Here is an 18,179-nt window from a genome sequence, read left to right on the forward strand (position 1 = left end):
ACCTTGTGGCTAGGGGGTGACTCGCAGGACGTAGGCACGCCATTTGTCCCAGTACTTCAGGAAATCCACGCTACCGACCACCTCGAGCCCTGCCTCGGCAAATTCGGCCTCAATGTCGGACCGTGGAAGCAAGAGTCGATCGCGGGGGGCTGCATCCTCTCCGCGGCGCAATTTGCGGACCTGCTTGCGTTTATGGCGCCAAGCCCGGTAATTGCCATCGACCCAAAGGGACACAATGACGGTGCCTGAGCTGATGCGGGCGAATTCCTTGAGGATGAGCACCCGGTCTTCCCGCTGCTGAATGTGGTGTAGCAGTCTGATACAGAATACGCACTCGACAAAATCGTCAGGCAGGCCGGTTCCAAACGCAGAACACTGAAAGGCCTTGGCAATACGTGCCGTGATCGGACCGGGACGGTGCTGCATGCCGGTATCGATCATTGCCTGGCTGTTGTCTGCGGCAAAAATGGTCCTTTCGGGCGACTCGGCCAGCATCTCCCAGAAGCGGCCCGTACCGCAGGGCAGATCCAGGACGGACTTGGGATTTCCGGCGAGGTGGAGAGCCTTGCGCGCCATTCCGATTTCGCGCCAGGTCGACAAACGTCGCCAGAATCCATTGTCATGTTTTTCGAGGTATTCGACGGCATGGTCCGGCGTGTATTTTTCGGAGAATTCATAACTCGGGGACGGTTCTTGAGAGGTCATCGGGAGCCTGGTTCCGAAAAAAATGTTGGACGGTGCGATGGAGCGCAAGGGGAGACTCGGGGCGGTGAGATCAGCCCAAAGGCGCGAGCTTAACAGAGGCCGGGGCAGTGCCGGAGGAGTGCATCTTCGCGCCGCAAGATGCAAGGCCGCAGACCCTTGCGGATCGGCGGCCTTCGAATTTTCTGGTGGTGATGGGCAGAATCGAACTGCCGACCTATGGGTTATGAATCCATCGCTCTAACCGTCTGAGCTACATCACCACACAATGAGGGCGCGCATTATAGTTTGCCGGCCGGATTAGGGTCAACGTTACAACGCTGGGCTATAATCGACCCATGCCTGTGCCCTCAGCCATCTACGCCGCCATCGTCAATAGCGTCATCAACGCCGTGGCCGACTTGCCGCCGTCTTCCCCAGAGGCGGCCATGATTGCGCTGTCCAGGGCGTTTCCGGCGGATAGCAAGCTTGGCGAACTCACGCCTCCGGTACAGCGGGAACTCCAGATCAACGGCAGTACGCTCTACGCTTCACCTGGCTTGCAATTGCGCGGCCCCAACAACCTGATCTTGATGCCCGGGGCTATCCAGGGGGCCGTGCCCGTTCGTTACCAGCTCGATTTGATGGGCAACGTCCATCGTATCTGGATTCTCACCGCCGCCGAAGTCGCGGCTGCCAAATCCCAGTAATTCCGCCTATGCCTAAAAAGTTGTTCATCCGCACCTTCGGGTGCCAGATGAACGAGTACGATTCGGACAAGATGGCCGACGTGCTCGCCGCTGCCGAAGGGGTGGTCAAGACCGACCGTCCCGAAGACGCAGATATCATCCTCTTCAACACCTGCTCGGTGCGGGAAAAGGCCCAGGAGAAGGTCTTTCACGACCTGGGCCGGGTCAAGCACCTGAAACAGCAGAACCCCGACCTCGTCATCGGCGTTGGCGGCTGCGTCGCCAGCCAGGAGGGCGACGCCATCGTCGCCCGGGCGCCTTACGTGGACGTGGTCTTCGGGCCCCAGACCCTGCACCGTCTCCCCCAGTTGATCGCCGAGCGCAAGGCGAAAGGCAAGGCGGCGGTGGATGTGTCCTTCCCCGAAATCGAAAAGTTCGACGCCATGCCGCCGGCCGAGGTGAAGGGCGCCGCCGCTTTCGTCTCGATCATGGAAGGCTGCTCCAAGTTCTGCACCTTCTGTATCGTGCCCTACACCCGGGGCGGCGAGGTGTCCCGGCCCTTCACCGACATCCTCACCGAAGTCGCCGGTCTGGCGGCCCATGGCGTCAAGGAAGTCACGCTCCTCGGCCAGAACGTCAATGCCTACCGGGGCGACATGGAGGGGAGCGAGGAGAAGGCCGATCTGGCGCTGCTCATCGAGTACATCGCCGAGGTGCCGGGGATCGAACGCATCCGCTACACCACCTCCCACCCGCGGGAGATGACCCAGCGTCTGTTCGACACCTACCTCAAGGTGCCCAAGCTGGTCTCCCATCTGCATCTGCCCGTGCAGGCCGGTTCCGACCGGGTGCTGGCGGCCATGAAGCGGGGCTACACGGCCATCGAGTACAAATCGATCATCCGCAAGCTGCGGGCGGCCCGGCCGGATATCTCCCTCTCGTCCGACTTTATCGTCGGTTTCCCCGGCGAGACCGACGAGGATTTCGAGAAGACCATGAAGCTCATCGAGGAGGTGGGTTTCGACACGTCCTTCAGCTTCATCTACAGCCCCCGTCCCGGCACGCCGGCCCTGGAACTCGCCGACGACACGACCGCCGAGGTCAAGTCCGCCCGCCTGACGCGGCTGCAAAAGCGCATCGAGGAACAGGCCCAGGTCATCAGCCAGGCGATGGTGGGCAGCGTGCAGCGCGTACTGGTGGAAGGCCGGTCGAAAAAGGACGCCAACGAGTTGGCCGGGCGCACCGACAACAACCGGGTGGTCAATTTCGTGGGCGGGTCTGTCAACAGCGCGCGGCTCATCGACACCTTCGTCGATGTCCGCATCACCGGGGCCCTGCCCCACAGCCTGAGGGGCGAGATTGTCCTCCGCGAAAGCTGACAAGCCGGCGCCCAGGAGTCGCCCCGTCGACCTGGCTCTGGCGCCGGTGGACAACACCCTGCTGGCCAACCTGTGCGGTGCCCTGGACGAAAACATCCGCCAGATCGAAACCGCGTTCGACGTCGCCATTGCCCGTCGTGGCGAGCGTTTCACCGTGCGCGGTGACCATGCCCAGCGGGCGGCCCAGGCCATCGAGCATTTCTACGCCCTGGCCCGCCAGCCGCTTTCGGTGGACGATATCCAACTGGGCCTCATCGAGTTGATCAACGCCCCGGTGCGCCGGGTGTCCAGCGGCGAAAGCCCGGTGGACGGACCGCAACTCATCACCAGGAAGGCCGAGCTCCACGGCCGCACGCCGCGGCAGATCGAGTACCTGAAGGCCATCCAGGCCCACGACATCACCTTCGGCATCGGCCCCGCCGGCACCGGCAAGACCTACCTCGCCGTGGCCAGCGCCGTGGATGCCTTCGAACGAGACCTGGTCGAACGCATCATCCTCACCCGTCCGGCGGTGGAGGCCGGCGAGCGCCTCGGTTTCCTGCCCGGCGACCTGGCCCAGAAGGTGGACCCGTATCTGCGACCGCTCTACGACGCCCTCTACGACCTCATGGGCTATGACCGCGTGTCCAAGCTCTACGAAAAGGGCGCCATCGAGATCGCGCCCCTGGCCTTCATGCGCGGCCGCACCCTGAACCACGCCTTCATCATTCTGGATGAAGCCCAGAACACCACGCCGGAACAGATGAAGATGTTCCTCACCCGCATCGGCATTGGTGCCAAGGCCGTGGTCACCGGCGACCTCACCCAGGTGGACCTGCCCAAGGGCCAGAAGAGCGGGCTGCGGGAAGCCCGGGAAATCCTCAAGGAAGTGCGCGGCCTGGCCTTCACCGAATTCCTCAAGGAAGACGTCGTCCGCCACCCCCTGGTGGCGCGCATCGTCGCCGCCTACGAAATCCATGGCAATCAGCAAAAAGCTTAATCTTTCGGTGCAATACGCCTGCAACAAGGAGGGCCTACCCTTGCGGCAAGACCTGCGGCGCTGGGCCCGGGCGGGGCTGATCGGTGGCGGTACGGTGGTCATCCGCTTCGTCGATGCCGACGAGGGCCGCGCCCTCAACCGCGACTATCGGCACAAGGATTACGCCACCAACGTGCTGTCCTTTCCCTACGAATTCGAGCCCGTCGTTGCCGGCGACATGGTCATCTGCCCCGATGTGGTGACCCGGGAAGCGGCGGAGCAGGGCAAGCCGGCCGCCGCCCACTACGCCCACCTGGTGGTGCATGGTATGCTGCACTTGCAGGGCTGGGACCATGACAACGACGACGATGCCGCCGCGATGGAGGCGGAGGAAACACGGATTCTCGCCGGTCTGGGCTTTCCGGACCCATACCGCAGTGAGGGGTAAGGAGTGAGGGGTGAGGAGTGGGCACCTACCTTTGCTCCTCACCCCCCACTCCTCACTCCTCCCAGCCCACCGCGCCATGGAACCTCCTCCCAGTTCGCACAAACCCGGTTTTTTTGAACGGCTCTCCTCCCTGCTCCTGCGCGAGCCGGAGGATCGCGAACAGCTGATGCAGCTCCTGCATTCGGCCTACGAAAAGAACCTGATGGACGCTGACGCCCTCACCATCATCGAGGGCGCCCTGGCCACTTCCGAAACCCGCGTCACCGACGTCATGGTGCCCCGGGCCCAGATGGACGTGGTCGATGTGGACGATCCCATCGACGACATCATCGCCGTGGTGATCGACGCCGCCCATTCGCGTTTTCCCGTCGTCGACGGCGATCGCGACAAGGTGCTCGGCATCCTGCTGGCCAAGGACCTGCTGCGCCTGCACACGGAAAAGGATTTCGACCTGCGCGACTGGCTGCGGCCGGCGGTGTTCATCCCGGAATCCAAGCGTCTCAACGTGCTCCTGCGGGAATTCCGCGTCTCCCGCAACCACATGGCCATCGTGGTCAACGAATACGGCGGCGTCGCCGGCCTGGTGACCATCGAGGACGTGCTGGAACAGATCGTCGGCGACATCGAGGACGAATACGACTTCGACGAAGCCCACGACAACATCCGCCAGGACGCCTCGGGCCGTTACCGCGTCAAGGCCCGCACCGAGATCGCCGATTTCAACGCAGCCTTCGGCACCGCCTACTCCGACGAGGAGTGCGATACCGTGGGCGGCCTCGTGCTGCGCCACCTGGGGCGGGTGCCCAAGCGCAACGAGATCATGGAAATCGACGGCACCCGCTTCCAGGTGCTGCGGGCCGACAGCCGCCGCCTCTACACCCTTCTGGTGGACCGCCCCGCGGCTCCGGCCGGTGCCGATTCCGCACCTGCCTGAGCGGCCGGCCCTGCGGGCCACCCTCGCGGCGCTGACCGGCGCGGCGGGGGTGCTTGTCTTCGAACCCTTTGGCCTGTTCTGGCTGGCCCCGGGAGTGCTCCTGGCGCTTTTCTGGCTCTGGGACAGTGCTCCCGGCGCCCGGCAGGCCGCCCGGGAAAGCTTCGCCTTCGGCATGGGCTTCTTCCTCCTGGGCGTTTCCTGGATATACGTCAGCCTTTCCGTCTTCGGGGGCATGCCCGTCTGGATGGCGGCCCCGGCCACCGCCCTTTTCTGTGCCGCGCTGGCGCTCTATTACGCCCTCGCTGCCTTTGTCTATCGCCGCTGGCGGCCGCAGGGGGCGCTTGGCCGGGCCCTGGCCTTCGCCGCACTGATCGCCCTGGCCGACTGGTTACGGGGTTGGCTGGGGACCGGTTTTCCGTGGCTGGCCTGGGGGTATTCCCAGGCTCCGCCAAGCCCCCTGGCCGGTTACGCGCCGGTGCTCGGCGTCTACGGGTTGGGATTTGTCCTGGCTCTCGCTTCGGCTGTGTTGTTCCAGGTGCGCCGGGGTGCGTTGGCGGCGGCAGGCTGCCTCGCCCTCGGGGCCGCCCTCGGGAGTGTGGCCTGGACACGGCCCGTGGGCGAAAGCGTCAGTGTGGCGCTGGTGCAGGGCAACGTTCCCCAGGAACTGAAATGGAGGCCGGAGCACTTTGCCGCCACCCTGGTGCGGTATCGGCAACTGGTGGCCGAAAATCCCGCCCGCCTCATCGTGCTGCCGGAAACCGCCGTTCCGGCCTTTCTCGACGCCGTCCCGCCGGAATTCCTGGACGATTTGGAGGCCCTGGCACTCGCGCGGGGCGGGGACATCCTCTTCGGTACGGTCACGGGCGACAGCGAGCGCTACTGGAACAGTGCGGTCAGCCTGGGGGCTTCGGCCTCCCAGGCCTACAGCAAATCCCATCTGGTGCCCTTTGGCGAGTTCATCCCACCGGGGTTTTCGTGGTTTTTGCGCTGGGCGGACATCCCCATGTCCGAATTCGCGCGCGGTCCGCAGGGGCAGCGCCCCCTCGCCTTGGCGGGGCTCAAGGTGGCGGTCGATATCTGCTACGAGGACGTGTTCGGCGAGGAAATCATCCGCAGCCTGCCCGAAGCCGGCGTCCTCGCCAATTTATCCAATACCGCGTGGTACGGGCGTTCCTTTGCCCAGCCCCAGCATCTCCAGATTGCCCGTCTGAGGGCCCTGGAAACCGGACGCCCCATTCTCCGGGCGACCAATACCGGCATGACGGCGGTGGTGATGCCGGACGGCCGCGTCGCGGCCAGCCTGCCGGCTTTTTCCCAGGGGGTGCTGCGCGCGGAGATTCGGGCCTACGAAGGCATGACTCCCTATGCCAGCTCAGGCAATCTGGCCTTCCTCGCCCTGGCCTGCGCCGCCCTTGTCGTGGCAAGAGTCTTCAGAAGATAGGGTGGGCGCCCTTCAGACGTTGCCCCGCAGCCGCAGGGCCGCCTGCTCCAGCCGCTGCTTCTCGGCCAGGACCTTGCCCGAATAGCGGCGATCCGGGTCGCTCAGGGCGCCGCCGAACTGCTGCAAGCCTTCCGTCACGCCACCGAAACGCTGGATCGAATCCTTGAGAACCCGGGCGCCGACCTGCACATTGGTCAGGGGGTCGAGAAAAGGGAGATTTCCTGCGTCTTCCGGCAACTTGTCTTTGTGGTAACGGGGCATCACCTGCATCAGGCCCTGCGCGCCGGCCGTGCTTTGGGAAAGCGGATTGAATCCGGATTCGACGCCGATCACCGCGATGATGAGCAAGGGATCCAGACGCAGGTCCCGTCCCGTGGCCTGCGCCGTGACGAAAATCGGCTCCAGCGCCTCGGTGGAGACGCGGTAGCGGCGGCTCACGTAATCCAGCGCGCTCCGCATGCGGGGCGTGAGCGCCTCGGCCGGGCGGTCGGCGTCGGAGGGTTCTTCAGTGGGGCGGCCAAAACTGCCGGCGATGGCTTGCGGAAGCAGGGCGCGCGCGCCATCGATGATGCCGGTCTGGCCCTGGTACAGGCTCACGAGGCCAATGATCAACACGGTTCCGGCGGCCATCAGGGCGGCCTGGAAGACGTTGAGCAGGGCCGAAGTGGCACGCAACAGATTGGGCGATAGAGCTGCCGTTGCGATCATGCGATTCTCCTTGACTGTTGCCACTGCGGGGATGATCTCCCGTCAGCGAACGGTTACAGGGGGTGTCACTTCGTTCGATACCGGCAAGGGGTGAATCCGGGGAGGGCCGGGCGGGGGCGGTGAGAACCTGCTGTGAAGGTGCCCCGCGGAACGATGTTGCACCGCAGCAGATTCGCAGTCTATTGATTTGGTGCCAATTTGTCAAACCCATGGCTTTCCACGCAGGGCCTTGGTTGTGCGCCGCGGTATGGCGGAAAGCCCCGCGTGGGGGGGGGTTGGCGATGGGAGGACTTCTTGTCCTTGGGACGGCGGTCGCCTGCCGGCGAGGGGGAAAAACAAGTAAAATTCAAGGCTTTCCGTCTCTTCAAGTGCGTCCATGAACTCCTCGCTTGCAACTTCTTCCGCGGCGGCGACCGCGGGACAGAATTCCCCGTCCTCCCCGATGTTTATCCCCACAACGGGCGGCGGTGAGTCTGCACCGAAACAAAAGCCGAGTTTTCAGGAAGTCATCCTGCGCCTGCAGGAGTACTGGAGCCAACAGGGCTGCGCCCTGTTGCAGCCCTACGACATGGAGGTCGGCGCCGGCACCAGCCATACCGCCACCTTCCTGCGTGCCCTCGGCCCCGAGCCCTGGAAGGCCGCCTACGTCCAGCCCTCCCGCCGTCCCAAGGATGGCCGCTATGGCGACAATCCCAACCGCATGCAGCACTATTACCAGTATCAGGTGGTCTTGAAGCCTGCCCCCGAGAACATCCTCGAACTCTACCTGGGCTCCCTGGAGGCCCTCGGCTTCGACCTCAAGAAGAACGACGTGCGCTTCGTCGAGGACGACTGGGAGAACCCGACCCTCGGCGCCTGGGGCCTGGGCTGGGAAGTGTGGATGAACGGCATGGAAGTGACGCAATTCACCTACTTCCAGCAGGTGGGCGGCATCGACTGCAAGCCCATCACCGGCGAAATCACCTACGGCCTGGAGCGTCTGGCCATGTATCTGCAGGGTGTCGAGAACGTCTTCGACCTGACCTGGACGGAGGGGCTCACCTACGGTGACGTCTATCACCAGAACGAGGTCGAGCAGTCCGCCTACAACTTCGAACACTCCGACGCTGACTTCCTGTTCACCGCCTTCGGTGCCCACGAGAAGCAGGCCCAGCACCTGATGGGCGCCCAACTGGCGCTGCCCGCCTACGAACAGGTCTTGAAAGCCGCCCATACCTTCAACCTGCTGGATGCCCGCGGCGCCATCTCGGTCACCGAGCGGGCTGCCTACATCGGCCGCATCCGCAATCTGGCCCGGGCCGTCGCCCAGAGCTACCTGGACAGCCGTGCCCGTTTGGGGTTCCCCATGGCGCCCAAGGCCTGGGCCGCCGAAGTGCTGGCCAAGCTCGAGGAACAGAACGCCAAGAAAGCCGCTTGAACATGAAGAACCTGCTCGTTGAACTGTTCGTCGAAGAACTGCCGCCCAAGGCCTTGAAGAAGCTGGGCGAAGCGTTCGCCCAGGCCCTCGGCCAGTCCCTCAAGACCCAAGGCCTGGCGGCGGATGCAGCCGTCACCGCCTACGCCTCACCCCGTCGTCTGGCCGCCCACGTGACCGGCGTGGTGGCGGCGGCCGCCGCCAGGCCGGTGGTGCAGAAACTGATGCCGGTAGCCGTCGGTCTCGACGCCGGTGGTAACGCCACCCCGGCGCTGCTCAAGAAACTCGCCGCCCTCGGTGCCGACGCGTCCGTCGTGCCCAGCCTGCGTCGCGAGTCGGACGGCAAGGCCGACGTGTTGTTCTACGACAGCCAGGCCAAGGGCGCGACCCTGGCCGAAGGCCTGCAGAAGGCGATCGAGGCGGCCCTCGCCGCCCTGCCCATCCCCAAGGTTATGAGCTACCAGCGGCAGGACGGGTGGAGCAGCGTGCATTTCGTGCGTCCGGCCCACCGGCTGGTGGCGCTGCACGGTGCCGACGTGGTGCCGGTTTCCGTCCTCGGCCTGGAATCTGGCCGCGAAACCCAAGGCCACCGCTTCGAGGCGGCCGTCGAGCCTGTGGCCCTCGCCGATGCCGACAGCTACGCCGCAACCCTCAAGCGTGACGGTGCCGTCATCGCCAGCTTCGCCGAGCGCCGGGCCGAGATCGCCCGCCAGTTGGCCGCCGCCGCCGAGAAGGCCGGTGGCAAGCCCATCGAGGACGAGGCCCTGCTGGATGAAGTGACCGCCCTGGTGGAGCGCCCCAACGTGCTCATCGGCCAGTTCGAGGAGGAATTCCTGGCCGTCCCGCAGGAGTGCCTGATCCTCACCATGAAGGCCAACCAGAAGTACTTCCCGCTGCTGGATGCCCGGGGCAAGCTGACCAACAAGTTTCTAGTGGTGAGCAACATCAGCCCGGCCGACCCCAGCGCCGTCATCGGCGGCAACGAGCGGGTGGTGCGCCCGCGGCTCGCCGACGCCAAGTTCTTCTTCGACCAGGACCGCAAGAAGACCCTGGAATCCCGCGTCCTCGGGCTGGCCAAGGTGGTCTATCACAACAAGCTCGGCACCCAGGGCGAGCGGGTGCAGCGGGTCTGCGCCATCGCCAAGGCGATTGGCGACAAACTCGGCGAGACCCTGGGCGGCGAAGCCCTGGCCCTGCAGGCCGATCAGGCTGCGCTGCTGGCCAAGGCCGACCTGCTGACCGACATGGTGGGCGAATTCCCGGAACTGCAGGGCACCATGGGCCGCTACTACGCGCTCCACGACGGCCTGGCGCCGGAAATCGCCGATGCCGTCGAGGATCACTACAAACCCCGTTTCGCCGGCGACAGCCTGCCCCGGGGCAACGTGGGCACCGTCGTCGCCCTGGCCGACAAGCTGGAAACCCTGGTCGGCATGTTCGGCATCGGCCAGATTCCCACCGGCGACAAGGATCCCTTTGCCCTGCGTCGGCATGCGCTGGGCGTGATCCGCATGCTGAGCGAAGGCGATCTCGACCTGCCGCTGGACAAACTGCTCGCCACCGCCACCGCGCCCTTCGCGACGGTGGAGGGCTTCAAGGCCAGCGACGCTGCCCTGGCCGACTTCATCTACGACCGCCTGGCCGGCAGCCTCAAGGACCAGGGCTACACCCCCCAGGAAGTGGACGCCGTCGTCTCCCAGCGACCGCAGCGCCTGGGCGACATCGCCAAGCGCCTCGCCGCCGTGCGCGCCTTCGCCGCGCTGCCGGAAGCCGCCGCCCTGGCCGCTGCCAACAAGCGCGTCGGCAACATCCTCAAAAAGGTGGAGGGGGGGGTCGCCGCCCGGGTGGATGCCGCGGCCCTCAAGGAAGCTGCGGAAATCGCCCTCAATGGCGCCTTGCAGACCATCAAGCCCCGGGCTGACGCCGCCTTCGCCGCCGGCGACTACACGGCATCGCTCCAGTCCCTGGCGGCCCTCAAGGCGCCTGTGGATACCTTCTTCGATCAGGTCATGGTCAATGCCGAAGATCCGGCCCTGCGGGCCAACCGTCAGGGGCTTCTGGCGACGCTGCACGAAGCCATGAACCGGGTGGCGGACCTGTCGAAACTCTCCGCCTGAAGCCGACCATGCCTACCAAACTCGTCATCCTCGACCGCGACGGCGTCATCAACGTCGATTCGCCCAATTACATCAAGAGTCCGGAAGAGTGGAAGCCTATTCCGGGGAGTCTGGAGGCCATCGCCCGGCTCAACCAGGCGGGGTACCGGGTCGTCGTGGCGACCAACCAGTCCGGTGTGGGGCGGGGTCTCTTCGATATGGACACCCTGAACGCCATCCACGAAAAGATGCACAAGGCGCTCTTCGCCGCCGGGGGGCGTGTCGACGCCATCTTCTACTGCCCCCATGGGTCGGATTCGGCCTGTGATTGCCGCAAGCCCAAGCCGGGCATGTTCCGTCGTATTTCGGACACCCTGAACGTCAACCTGAAAGGGGTTCCGGCAGTCGGGGATTCCCTGCGCGATTTGCAAGCCTGTTCCGTCCTCGGCTGCCAGCCCATCCTGGTGCTGACGGGGAAAGGCCAGAAGACCAGCAGCGAGAGCCAGCTACCCGAGGGAACCCTTGAGTTTGCCGATCTGGCGGCGGTGGTCGACTGGCTCCTGCGGGGGCGCTCCGCATGATCATCATGCGGAGCGCCCTGTTCATGGCCTGGGTCATCGTCCTGACCGTGGTCCTGGCACCCTTCATCATCCTTTTCGCCCTTCTCGGGGCACGGGACATCGCCTTTCGCATCGTCGCCCTTTGGCGGCGCGGCTTCTTGGGAGCGGTGGCGCTCATTCTCGGCATCGACTGTCGCGTCCTGGGCCGCGAGAACATGCCCGCCGAACCTTCCGTCATGCTGGCCAAGCACCAGTCGGCCTGGGAAACCGTCGCCTTGCAGGAACTGGTTCCCGCCGGGGCCAACTGTGTCTTCGTGCTCAAAAAGGAACTGTTGCGGCTGCCCTTCTTCGGCTGGTCCCTGGCGGCCATGCGTCATATTTCCATCGATCGCACGGCTGGCCGGCAGGCTCTGGACCAGGTCGTCGAGCAGGGGCGCGAGCGGCTGGCGGATGGCTGCTACGTCATCGTCTTTCCCGAGGGGACACGGGTAGCGCCGGGACAGAAGCGGCGCTACAAGGTCGGCGGTGCCTACCTCGCCAACCACGTTGGCTGCAAGGTCGTTCCGGTGGCCCACGACGCCGGCGAGCTGTGGCCCCGCCAGGCTTTCCTCAAGCGCCCGGGCACCATCACGGTCAGTATCGGTCCGGCCTTCGATGCCACGGGACTCTCGGAGCAGGAAATCAACCAACGGGCCGAGGCCTGGATCGAAGGCGAAATGCGCCGCATCTCGCCCCATCGGTACCCCGAGACCGGTGGCGCTGCCTGAACCTGTCGCCCGCAGCGTCCGGCTGGCCGACCGGGAAGTCACCTACCTGTTGCGCCGCAGCCACCGGCGCAGCGTGGGACTCCGCGTCGATCACCGCGGCCTGATCGTCGGCGCTCCGGTCAGCGCCACCCTGGCGGCCATAGACGACATCGTGCGGCGCCATGGCGCGTGGGTGGTCGAGCACCTCGACCGTTGGCGCGAACGATTACCGACTGCCGTGCTCCGCCTGTCCGAAGGGCTGCGCCTGCCGTGGCTGGGCGGCGAGCTGGCGCTCCAGTTCGGCGGAACGTCCCGCGTGCGCTGGTCCGCCGACGGTGCTGAACTGCGTCTGCCCCAGGCCCCCGACGCGGCAACGCTGGCCCTGGAAAAAGCCCTGCGGCAGCGCATCCGGGAAGTCTTCCTGCAAAGGATTGCCCACTGGGCGCCGCAGCTGGCGCTTGCCGCGCCGCCCATTGCCCTCAGCGCCGCCCGCACCCGCTGGGGGAGCTGCTCCAGCCGTGGCGTGGTGCGCCTCAACTGGCGCCTGGGGTTTCTTCCCCTGGACCTGGTGGATTACGTCGTCGTGCATGAGCTTGCCCACCTGAGGGAAATGAATCACAGTCCCCGCTTCTGGTCCCTGGTGGAAGGCCTTTGTCCCGACTGGCGCGAACGCCGACGCGAACTCCGCCTCCGTGGGGCCGGAGTACCCCTGTTCTGAGGAAACCCATGCGCATCCTGCACACCATGATCCGGGTCGGTGACCTGGACCGTTCCCTGGCTTTCTATACCGAAGTTCTCGGCATGCAACTCCTGCGGCGCCAGGATTACCCCGATGGCCGCTTCACCCTCGCCTTCGTCGGCTACGGGCCGGAAAGCGAGGGCGCGGTCCTCGAGCTGACGCACAACTGGGATACCGCGTCCTACGATATCGGCACCGGCTTCGGCCATGTCGCCCTGGCGGTTCCCGATGCGGCCGCGGCCTGCGCCGAAATCCGTGCCCGGGGCGGCAAGGTGGTGCGCGAAGCGGGGCCCATGAAGCATGGCAGCACGATCATTGCCTTCGTCGAGGATCCCGACGGCTACAAGATCGAACTGATCCAGCGCGCCTGACGCGTATCAAGGCTCGTTCCGCCTGGCAAAGCCATACTGCGGCCTTTTTGGGCTTGCCATGTCCTTTCCAGAATTCTTTTCCCGGGTGCCCGAGGTCACGCTCTTCGATCCGCTGGCGGCGCTGCTCGGGGCGTCCAGCGACGGCCATATCCGCTATCGCTACGAGGACGCGGTGCGTCTGGCGGGGCATTCTTGTCCCACGGTTGCCGGTACTTACGTCCTGGCCAGTCGCATGTTGCGCCGCCTCTACCCCGATGGCCCCGCGCAACGCGGGAGCCTGCGGGTCGAGTTTCGTCGTGGCGAAGCCGAAGGGACGGTGGGGGTGCAGGCGGCCGTGTTTGGACTCCTGACCGGGGCCGCCGGCCCGGGAGGCTTCAAGGGACTGGGCGGGATGCACGGGCGCTGTGGCCGACTCGGCTTCGCGGTGGCGGACGTGCCAGGCGACGTGCGTCTGAACCGGGACGACACGGGCGCGTGCTGCACGGCAAGCCTCGATCTCAGCCCGGTTCCGGGTGACCCCGCCCTGGCCAGGCTGCTGGGGGGCATTCTTGCGGGGGAGGCCGGTGCCGAGCTGAGGACTGAATTCGCGGCCCGTTGGCAGGCCCGGGTCGAGCGTCTGCTGCTCGAATACTTCGATCACCCGGACGTCGTGCGGTTTTCCGACTGAGGATTCAGGCTGCCTTGCGGTGGGAGAGATCGTCCCGCACGCGCAGGAATTCTTCCAGGGAGAGTTCGCGTACCGTGGTGTGGGCCAAGGCGTCCCGCAGGTCCACCTCGAAACCCTCGGCGGCCTTCAGCACGGCACCTGGCGGAACCGGGAGAGGGGGCTGCGAGAAGTCTTTCTTGAGGGCCAACATGGCGGGTTTCCCAAAGGGCGTGTCCTTGGAAAGGATGATCCCAGAAACCCGAAAATGAGCCCGTGAAGCAATTCACGAGACGCTGATGAAGCCTCGGAAACCCTTGTCCCAAGGGCGTCTCTGGCTACTCCTCCAAGTGCTTCAGGACTGCGGGCGTTCCCGCGCGGCGCCCGGCCGGGATTCGATGGGACGGTTGATTTCGTCCGCCGGCTTGAGGAAGAAGAGCATCGCCCAGGCGGTGAGGGCCGTGAGCCCCCAGAACATGAGGAAACCCGTCGAGTAGATGGCCAGGGGGCTCCAATAGACGGGCTTGCCCATCAGATAGAGCTCCTGCGGATTGATGAAGGCGAAGAACACGGCTTCGCCGATGATGGCGGTCGCGAAGGACGGCCAGAAGATATACACCCACTTCAGCATTGCGGCTCCTGTCGGGAGGGGAGGGCGGCGAAAGGACTCGCCCAAAAGCAAGGGGGCTTGTGGCCCCCTCTCGTACCGAAGGACTATTGTTGCGGCTTGTACAAAGGATTGCAAGCGGAGCCGGAACGCCTCAGTCTCGGCTCCAGTAGCCCCCGCGCAGGGCCCACTGGCCGCCACGCTGCTCCCAGCGTCGGGGAACCCAGTGATGGCCGGGACGGGGCGCTTCCCAATGTCCGGGAACCCAGGCGTGCCGCCGGTCTGTCCAGTTCCAGTAGCCGTCGATCCAGATCAGCCCGACGGCCGGCGGCGGGCCGGCCAGTTCGTGACGGGGGGGTGGCGGGCCGACGGGAACGTCTTCCACCTGGGCGGGCGGGGGCACGACGGCCACGGGCGGACCTTGGGGGTGCCGGTGGCCCGGGGAAAGGGCGCTACAGGCTGCAAGGGCGGTCGTGGCAAGGGCGATGACGAGGGGAGATTTCATGGGAGCCTTTCCGACGCCGGGGAGGCGTGCGACCGGCCGAATCTAGGCGGCCTGTCACGGCGGCGCTGTTACGTCCTGTTAGGACTTGTTAATTCGGGCGCCAGCCCTGCCCCGCACGCGGGCTGCCGGCCACGGGTTCTTCACCCGCTCAGCGTTCGCGAAACGCCCGGGCGAGGGAACTGGTGACTGGGTCGGCCAGGTATTGGAACGCCGTGCGGGGCGTGGTGCGGATATACACTTCCGCCGGCATGCCCGCCTGAACGATGTCGATGCGGGCCTCGGCGAGGGCGCGGGGATCCAGGGCCACCTGGCCGACGTAATAGGTGGCGCCATTGGGGTCGCTCAACACGTCGGCGGAGAGATACTTCAGTTGGCCGGCGACCAGGGGCGTCGTGCGGGCGTCGTAGGACAGGAGTCGCACTTCGGCCGCCATGCCGGTACGCAATTGCAGGATGGAATCGGGAGGCAGGCGCACCTCGACGATGAGTTCCTGATTCTCCGGCACGATTTCCATGATCGCGTCCCGGGGTCCGATGGCGGCGCCTATGGTGTTGGCCTTGAGGTTGACCACCACGCCGTCGGTGGGCGAGCGCACCATCTGGCGCCGGTCGGCATCCTGGGCGGGGCGCAATTGCTCCTCCTGGTCCGCGAGGCGGGAGAAGGAATCCTTCAGTTCGGCGAGGGCGGTCTGGCGCGCTGTGTTGCGGACATCCTGCTGCTTGAGGCGCAGATCGTTCTGCTTTTGCAGGGCGCGGGAAAGGTCCGCCCGGTGTTCGGCCAGGCGGGAGCGATACTCCGCCACACTGCGTTGCAGGCCGTACATGCGGGTGGGCGAGATGAAGCCTTTTTCCAGGAGACCCTGATGGGCCCGCAACTCGTCCTCCATGGCCTTGCTGGAGGCCTCGTCGGCGGCGACCTGCTGCCGGGTGGCTTCGATCTCGCGTCCGGTTTCGGCAATCTGCTGGCCGAGAACGTCGAGTTGCTCGTGCAGCGTTCTGCGCCGCTGTTCGAACAGCTCCCGCTCCTTGGCCAGGATGCTGCCGATGAAGGGGTCGTCGACCTTCCCTGTCAGGGCGGGGGGAAAGACGATGCGCTCGTGGAAATCCCGCTCCGCGGCGAGGCGCGCCTGCTTGGCGAGTTCTCCTGCAATGTTCTGGCGGATGATCCCGGTGCTGGCGGAAACGCGCAAATCCTCGATTTCAAGCAACTCCTGGTCCTTGTGCACCCTGTCGCCGTTCTTGACCAGGATGCGCTTCACCAGGCCGCCCTCCTGATGCTGGACCTGCTGCCGCGCGTTCTCGACCCGGATGCTGCCCGAGGCCACCACGGCGCCGTCCAGGGGAGCGAGGAGCCCCCAGGCCAGGAAGACGAGGCCGGCCAGGACGACCGTGGCGCCGGCCGCGAAAGCCCACAGCCGGAGCTCCTTTTCCGCCGGATCCAGGTCGGGTCGCCCGGCGAGGAAAGCCAGGAGCGCCTTCATGCGGCGGCTCCGCCGGAGAGTTTTTCCACCACCTCGCGGCTGGGTCCATAGAGGGCGACGGCGCCCTCGCGCAGCACCAGGAGCTTGTCGCTGGCGGCCACCAGGGAGCGGCGGTGGGTGACCACCACCAGGGTGACGCCCTCGGCCTTCAACTGGCCGAGAACGTGCTGCAGCAGGGTTTCCCCTTCGGCATCCAGGTTGGAATTGGGCTCGTCGAGCAGGAGAAGGCGCGGCTCCCCGTACAGTGCCCGGGCCAGGGCGATGCGCTGCCGCTGGCCACCGGACAGCGCCGCCCCGCCGGGGCCGATCTCGGTGTCGTAGCCCTGGGGCAGGCGCAGGATCATGTCGTGTACTCCAGCGCGGTGGGCGGCGGCCACCACGGCCCCGCTGTCCGGCACGCCCATGCGGGCGATGTTGTCGCTCACCGTGCCGGGAAAAAGCTCGATGTCCTGGGGCAGGTAGCCGATCTGGCGACCCAGTTCCTCGGGCAGCCACTGGGCGATTTCCGCGTTGTCGTAGCGCACGCTGCCGGCCTGGGGACGCCAGGTTCCCGTAAGCAGGCGCAAGAGCGACGACTTGCCCGAACCGCTGGCGCCGATGATGCCGAGGAATTCCCCCGCTGCCAGGGAAAAGCTGACCCCCTTGACCAGGGGAGGGGTGGTCGGGCCCAGGGCATAGACCACCCGGTCGGCTTCCAGGGCGCCCTTGAGTTCGGGTAGACGGGTGCGCGGCGCCTGGCCGGAAGCTTCCGCGAAGGCCTCCTCCAGGCGGCGATAGGCGGCACGGGCTTCGAGAATGTCCTTCCAGCTCGCGATCAGGTGTTCCACTGGCGCCAGGGCGCGGCCGAGAATCAGGGTGGCGGCGAGCATGATGCCCGGGGTGGCGTTCTGCCCCACCACCAGATACGCCCCGGCGCCGACCATGATGACCTGGACGATCTGGCGGGAAAAGCGGGAAAGACCGCTCACCAGGGCGGAGATGCGCCCGCTTTCGTGCTGGTGGCGCAGGGCCTGGTGATTGATGGCATCCCAGCGTCGGGCCAGGGCCGGGAACATGCCCATGGCGCGGACCACCTCCGCGTTGCGCAGGCTGGAATCGATATAAGCGCTCGCCTTGCGGCTGACCATTTGCAGGTCTTCCACCGGCTTCTGGCTCACGCGATTGTTCAGGACTGCCAGGATGACCAGTGCGGCGGAACACACGAAGGCCAGAATGCCGAGCACGGGGTGGAAGAGGAAGATGAGCAGCAGCATGACCGGCAGCCAGGGGCTGTCGAGCAGGGCGCTCAGGCCATTGCCCGCGATGAAACGACGTATGGCGGCGACGTCCCGCATGAGGAAGCCGTGGCGGCCGAAACCGGGCTGAACGGCGTCGTCCAGGACGACGCGCAGCACGCGCTCCCCGAGAAGGCGGTCACAGAGCAGAGCGGCGCTGGTCATCATGCGGCCCCGCAGCCAATCGACCGCCAGGTAGAAAAGCAGCATGAGCAGGACGATGAAGGACAGCCAGCCCAGGGTGTCCAGGCTGCGGCTCATGAACACCCGGTCGAAAATCTGCATCATGTAGAAGGTCGGCGCCAGCAGAAGCAGATTGAGGAAGAAACTGATCCCCGCCGCCAGGATCACGACGTAACGGTAAGGGCGGAGCAGAGCGTTCATGGGCGGCAGGGGAAGTCGGCTCGGGCAGAGTGAGGAAGGCGGCGGACGCCGGATTGTAAAGCGGCGGCCGCGCCCTGGCACCAGAGATCGACGCAGCGCCACCCGGGCGGGACGTTTCCCCG

General features: G+C 65.8%; 20 protein-coding genes and 1 tRNA gene. 13 read left to right on the top strand and 8 right to left on the bottom strand.

Annotated features, from left to right (window positions below):
* Positions 1-9: 9 nt before the first annotated feature.
* Both IPM73_01210 and IPM73_01215 read right to left on the bottom strand, forming a co-directional pair.
* Positions 10-705 (bottom strand): class I SAM-dependent methyltransferase, encoded by a 696-nt coding sequence (locus IPM73_01210; GenBank protein MBK8916714.1) that lies wholly within the window; start codon positions 703-705, stop codon positions 10-12.
* Positions 706-888: 183 nt separating this feature from the next.
* A tRNA-Met gene (locus IPM73_01215) sits at positions 889-965 on the bottom strand.
* A gap of 75 nt (positions 966-1,040) precedes the next feature.
* On the opposite strand from IPM73_01215, the gene IPM73_01220 reads away from it, so the two are divergent.
* The 6 genes from IPM73_01220 (at position 1,041) to lnt (ending at position 6,530) form a co-directional block, all read left to right on the top strand.
* Positions 1,041-1,391 (top strand): hypothetical protein, encoded by a 351-nt coding sequence (locus tag IPM73_01220; GenBank protein MBK8916715.1) that lies wholly within the window; start codon positions 1,041-1,043, stop codon positions 1,389-1,391.
* Between the two features lie 8 nt (positions 1,392-1,399).
* The gene (gene miaB / locus IPM73_01225) at positions 1,400-2,749 is read left to right on the top strand and encodes a tRNA (N6-isopentenyl adenosine(37)-C2)-methylthiotransferase MiaB (protein MBK8916716.1); all 1,350 of its coding nucleotides are present in this window, start codon (positions 1,400-1,402) and stop codon (positions 2,747-2,749) included.
* Complete coding sequence (locus tag IPM73_01230; protein MBK8916717.1) at positions 2,730-3,728, top strand: PhoH family protein; 999 nt, start codon at positions 2,730-2,732, stop codon at positions 3,726-3,728. The genes miaB and IPM73_01230 overlap by 20 nt, the downstream gene beginning before the upstream one ends.
* Positions 3,706-4,155, top strand: coding sequence for an rRNA maturation RNase YbeY (gene ybeY, locus IPM73_01235; protein ID MBK8916718.1), 450 nt, complete (start codon positions 3,706-3,708; stop codon positions 4,153-4,155). Before IPM73_01230 ends, ybeY begins: the two co-directional genes overlap by 23 nt.
* Positions 4,156-4,231: 76 nt before the next feature.
* Positions 4,232-5,089 carry a CBS domain-containing protein gene (locus IPM73_01240; GenBank protein MBK8916719.1) on the top strand — a complete coding sequence of 286 codons (858 nt, stop codon included), beginning with the start codon at positions 4,232-4,234 and terminating at the stop codon, positions 5,087-5,089.
* Positions 5,082-6,530, top strand: coding sequence for an apolipoprotein N-acyltransferase (gene lnt / locus IPM73_01245; protein MBK8916720.1), 1,449 nt, complete (start codon positions 5,082-5,084; stop codon positions 6,528-6,530). The genes IPM73_01240 and lnt overlap by 8 nt, the downstream gene beginning before the upstream one ends.
* A gap of 12 nt (positions 6,531-6,542) precedes the next feature.
* On the opposite strand, the gene IPM73_01250 is transcribed toward lnt, so the two are convergent.
* Positions 6,543-7,238 (bottom strand): transglycosylase SLT domain-containing protein, encoded by a 696-nt coding sequence (locus IPM73_01250; protein ID MBK8916721.1) that lies wholly within the window; start codon positions 7,236-7,238, stop codon positions 6,543-6,545.
* A gap of 442 nt (positions 7,239-7,680) precedes the next feature.
* Between IPM73_01250 and glyQ the strand changes: the two genes are divergently transcribed.
* The 7 genes from glyQ to IPM73_01285 are packed head-to-tail and all read left to right on the top strand — an operon-like array spanning position 7,681 to position 13,831.
* Positions 7,681-8,655: a glycine--tRNA ligase subunit alpha gene (glyQ, locus tag IPM73_01255; protein ID MBK8916722.1), complete on the top strand. Its 975-nt coding sequence runs from the start codon at positions 7,681-7,683 to the stop codon at positions 8,653-8,655.
* Positions 8,652-10,769, top strand: a complete 2,118-nt coding sequence (locus IPM73_01260; protein ID MBK8916723.1) for a glycine--tRNA ligase subunit beta — start codon at positions 8,652-8,654, stop codon at positions 10,767-10,769. The genes glyQ and IPM73_01260 overlap by 4 nt, the downstream gene beginning before the upstream one ends.
* A gap of 8 nt (positions 10,770-10,777) precedes the next feature.
* On the top strand, positions 10,778-11,329 hold the full coding sequence (gene gmhB, locus IPM73_01265; protein MBK8916724.1) for a D-glycero-beta-D-manno-heptose 1,7-bisphosphate 7-phosphatase: 552 nt from the start codon (positions 10,778-10,780) through the stop codon (positions 11,327-11,329).
* Complete coding sequence (locus tag IPM73_01270; GenBank protein ID MBK8916725.1) at positions 11,326-12,075, top strand: 1-acyl-sn-glycerol-3-phosphate acyltransferase; 750 nt, start codon at positions 11,326-11,328, stop codon at positions 12,073-12,075. The genes gmhB and IPM73_01270 overlap by 4 nt, the downstream gene beginning before the upstream one ends.
* Entirely contained in the window at positions 11,963-12,772 is an 810-nt protein-coding gene (locus IPM73_01275) for a M48 family metallopeptidase (protein ID MBK8916726.1), read from the top strand. The genes IPM73_01270 and IPM73_01275 overlap by 113 nt, the downstream gene beginning before the upstream one ends.
* Before the next feature lie 8 nt (positions 12,773-12,780).
* Positions 12,781-13,164 carry a lactoylglutathione lyase gene (gene gloA, locus IPM73_01280; GenBank protein MBK8916727.1) on the top strand — a complete coding sequence of 128 codons (384 nt, stop codon included), beginning with the start codon at positions 12,781-12,783 and terminating at the stop codon, positions 13,162-13,164.
* Between the two features lie 58 nt (positions 13,165-13,222).
* Complete coding sequence (locus tag IPM73_01285) at positions 13,223-13,831, top strand: hypothetical protein (protein ID MBK8916728.1); 609 nt, start codon at positions 13,223-13,225, stop codon at positions 13,829-13,831.
* Positions 13,832-13,835: 4 nt separating this feature from the next.
* Here IPM73_01285 and IPM73_01290 read toward each other — a convergent pair whose 3' ends face one another.
* The 5 genes from IPM73_01290 to IPM73_01310 form a co-directional block, all read right to left on the bottom strand.
* A complete protein-coding gene (locus tag IPM73_01290) occupies positions 13,836-14,021 on the bottom strand; it encodes a hypothetical protein (protein ID MBK8916729.1) in 186 nt (61 codons plus the stop codon).
* Between the two features lie 141 nt (positions 14,022-14,162).
* Positions 14,163-14,438: a hypothetical protein gene (locus IPM73_01295; GenBank protein ID MBK8916730.1), complete on the bottom strand. Its 276-nt coding sequence runs from the start codon at positions 14,436-14,438 to the stop codon at positions 14,163-14,165.
* 130 nt (positions 14,439-14,568) lie between these two features.
* Positions 14,569-14,919, bottom strand: coding sequence for a YXWGXW repeat-containing protein (locus IPM73_01300; protein MBK8916731.1), 351 nt, complete (start codon positions 14,917-14,919; stop codon positions 14,569-14,571).
* A gap of 148 nt (positions 14,920-15,067) precedes the next feature.
* A complete protein-coding gene (locus IPM73_01305) occupies positions 15,068-16,399 on the bottom strand; it encodes an HlyD family type I secretion periplasmic adaptor subunit (protein MBK8916732.1) in 1,332 nt (443 codons plus the stop codon).
* Positions 16,396-18,057 carry a type I secretion system permease/ATPase gene (locus tag IPM73_01310; protein ID MBK8916733.1) on the bottom strand — a complete coding sequence of 554 codons (1,662 nt, stop codon included), beginning with the start codon at positions 18,055-18,057 and terminating at the stop codon, positions 16,396-16,398. Before IPM73_01310 ends, IPM73_01305 begins: the two co-directional genes overlap by 4 nt.
* Positions 18,058-18,179: the final 122 nt, after the last annotated feature.

It is taken from the genome of Betaproteobacteria bacterium, from assembly GCA_016720065.1.
Lineage (GTDB): Bacteria > Pseudomonadota > Gammaproteobacteria > Burkholderiales > Rhodocyclaceae > SSSZ01.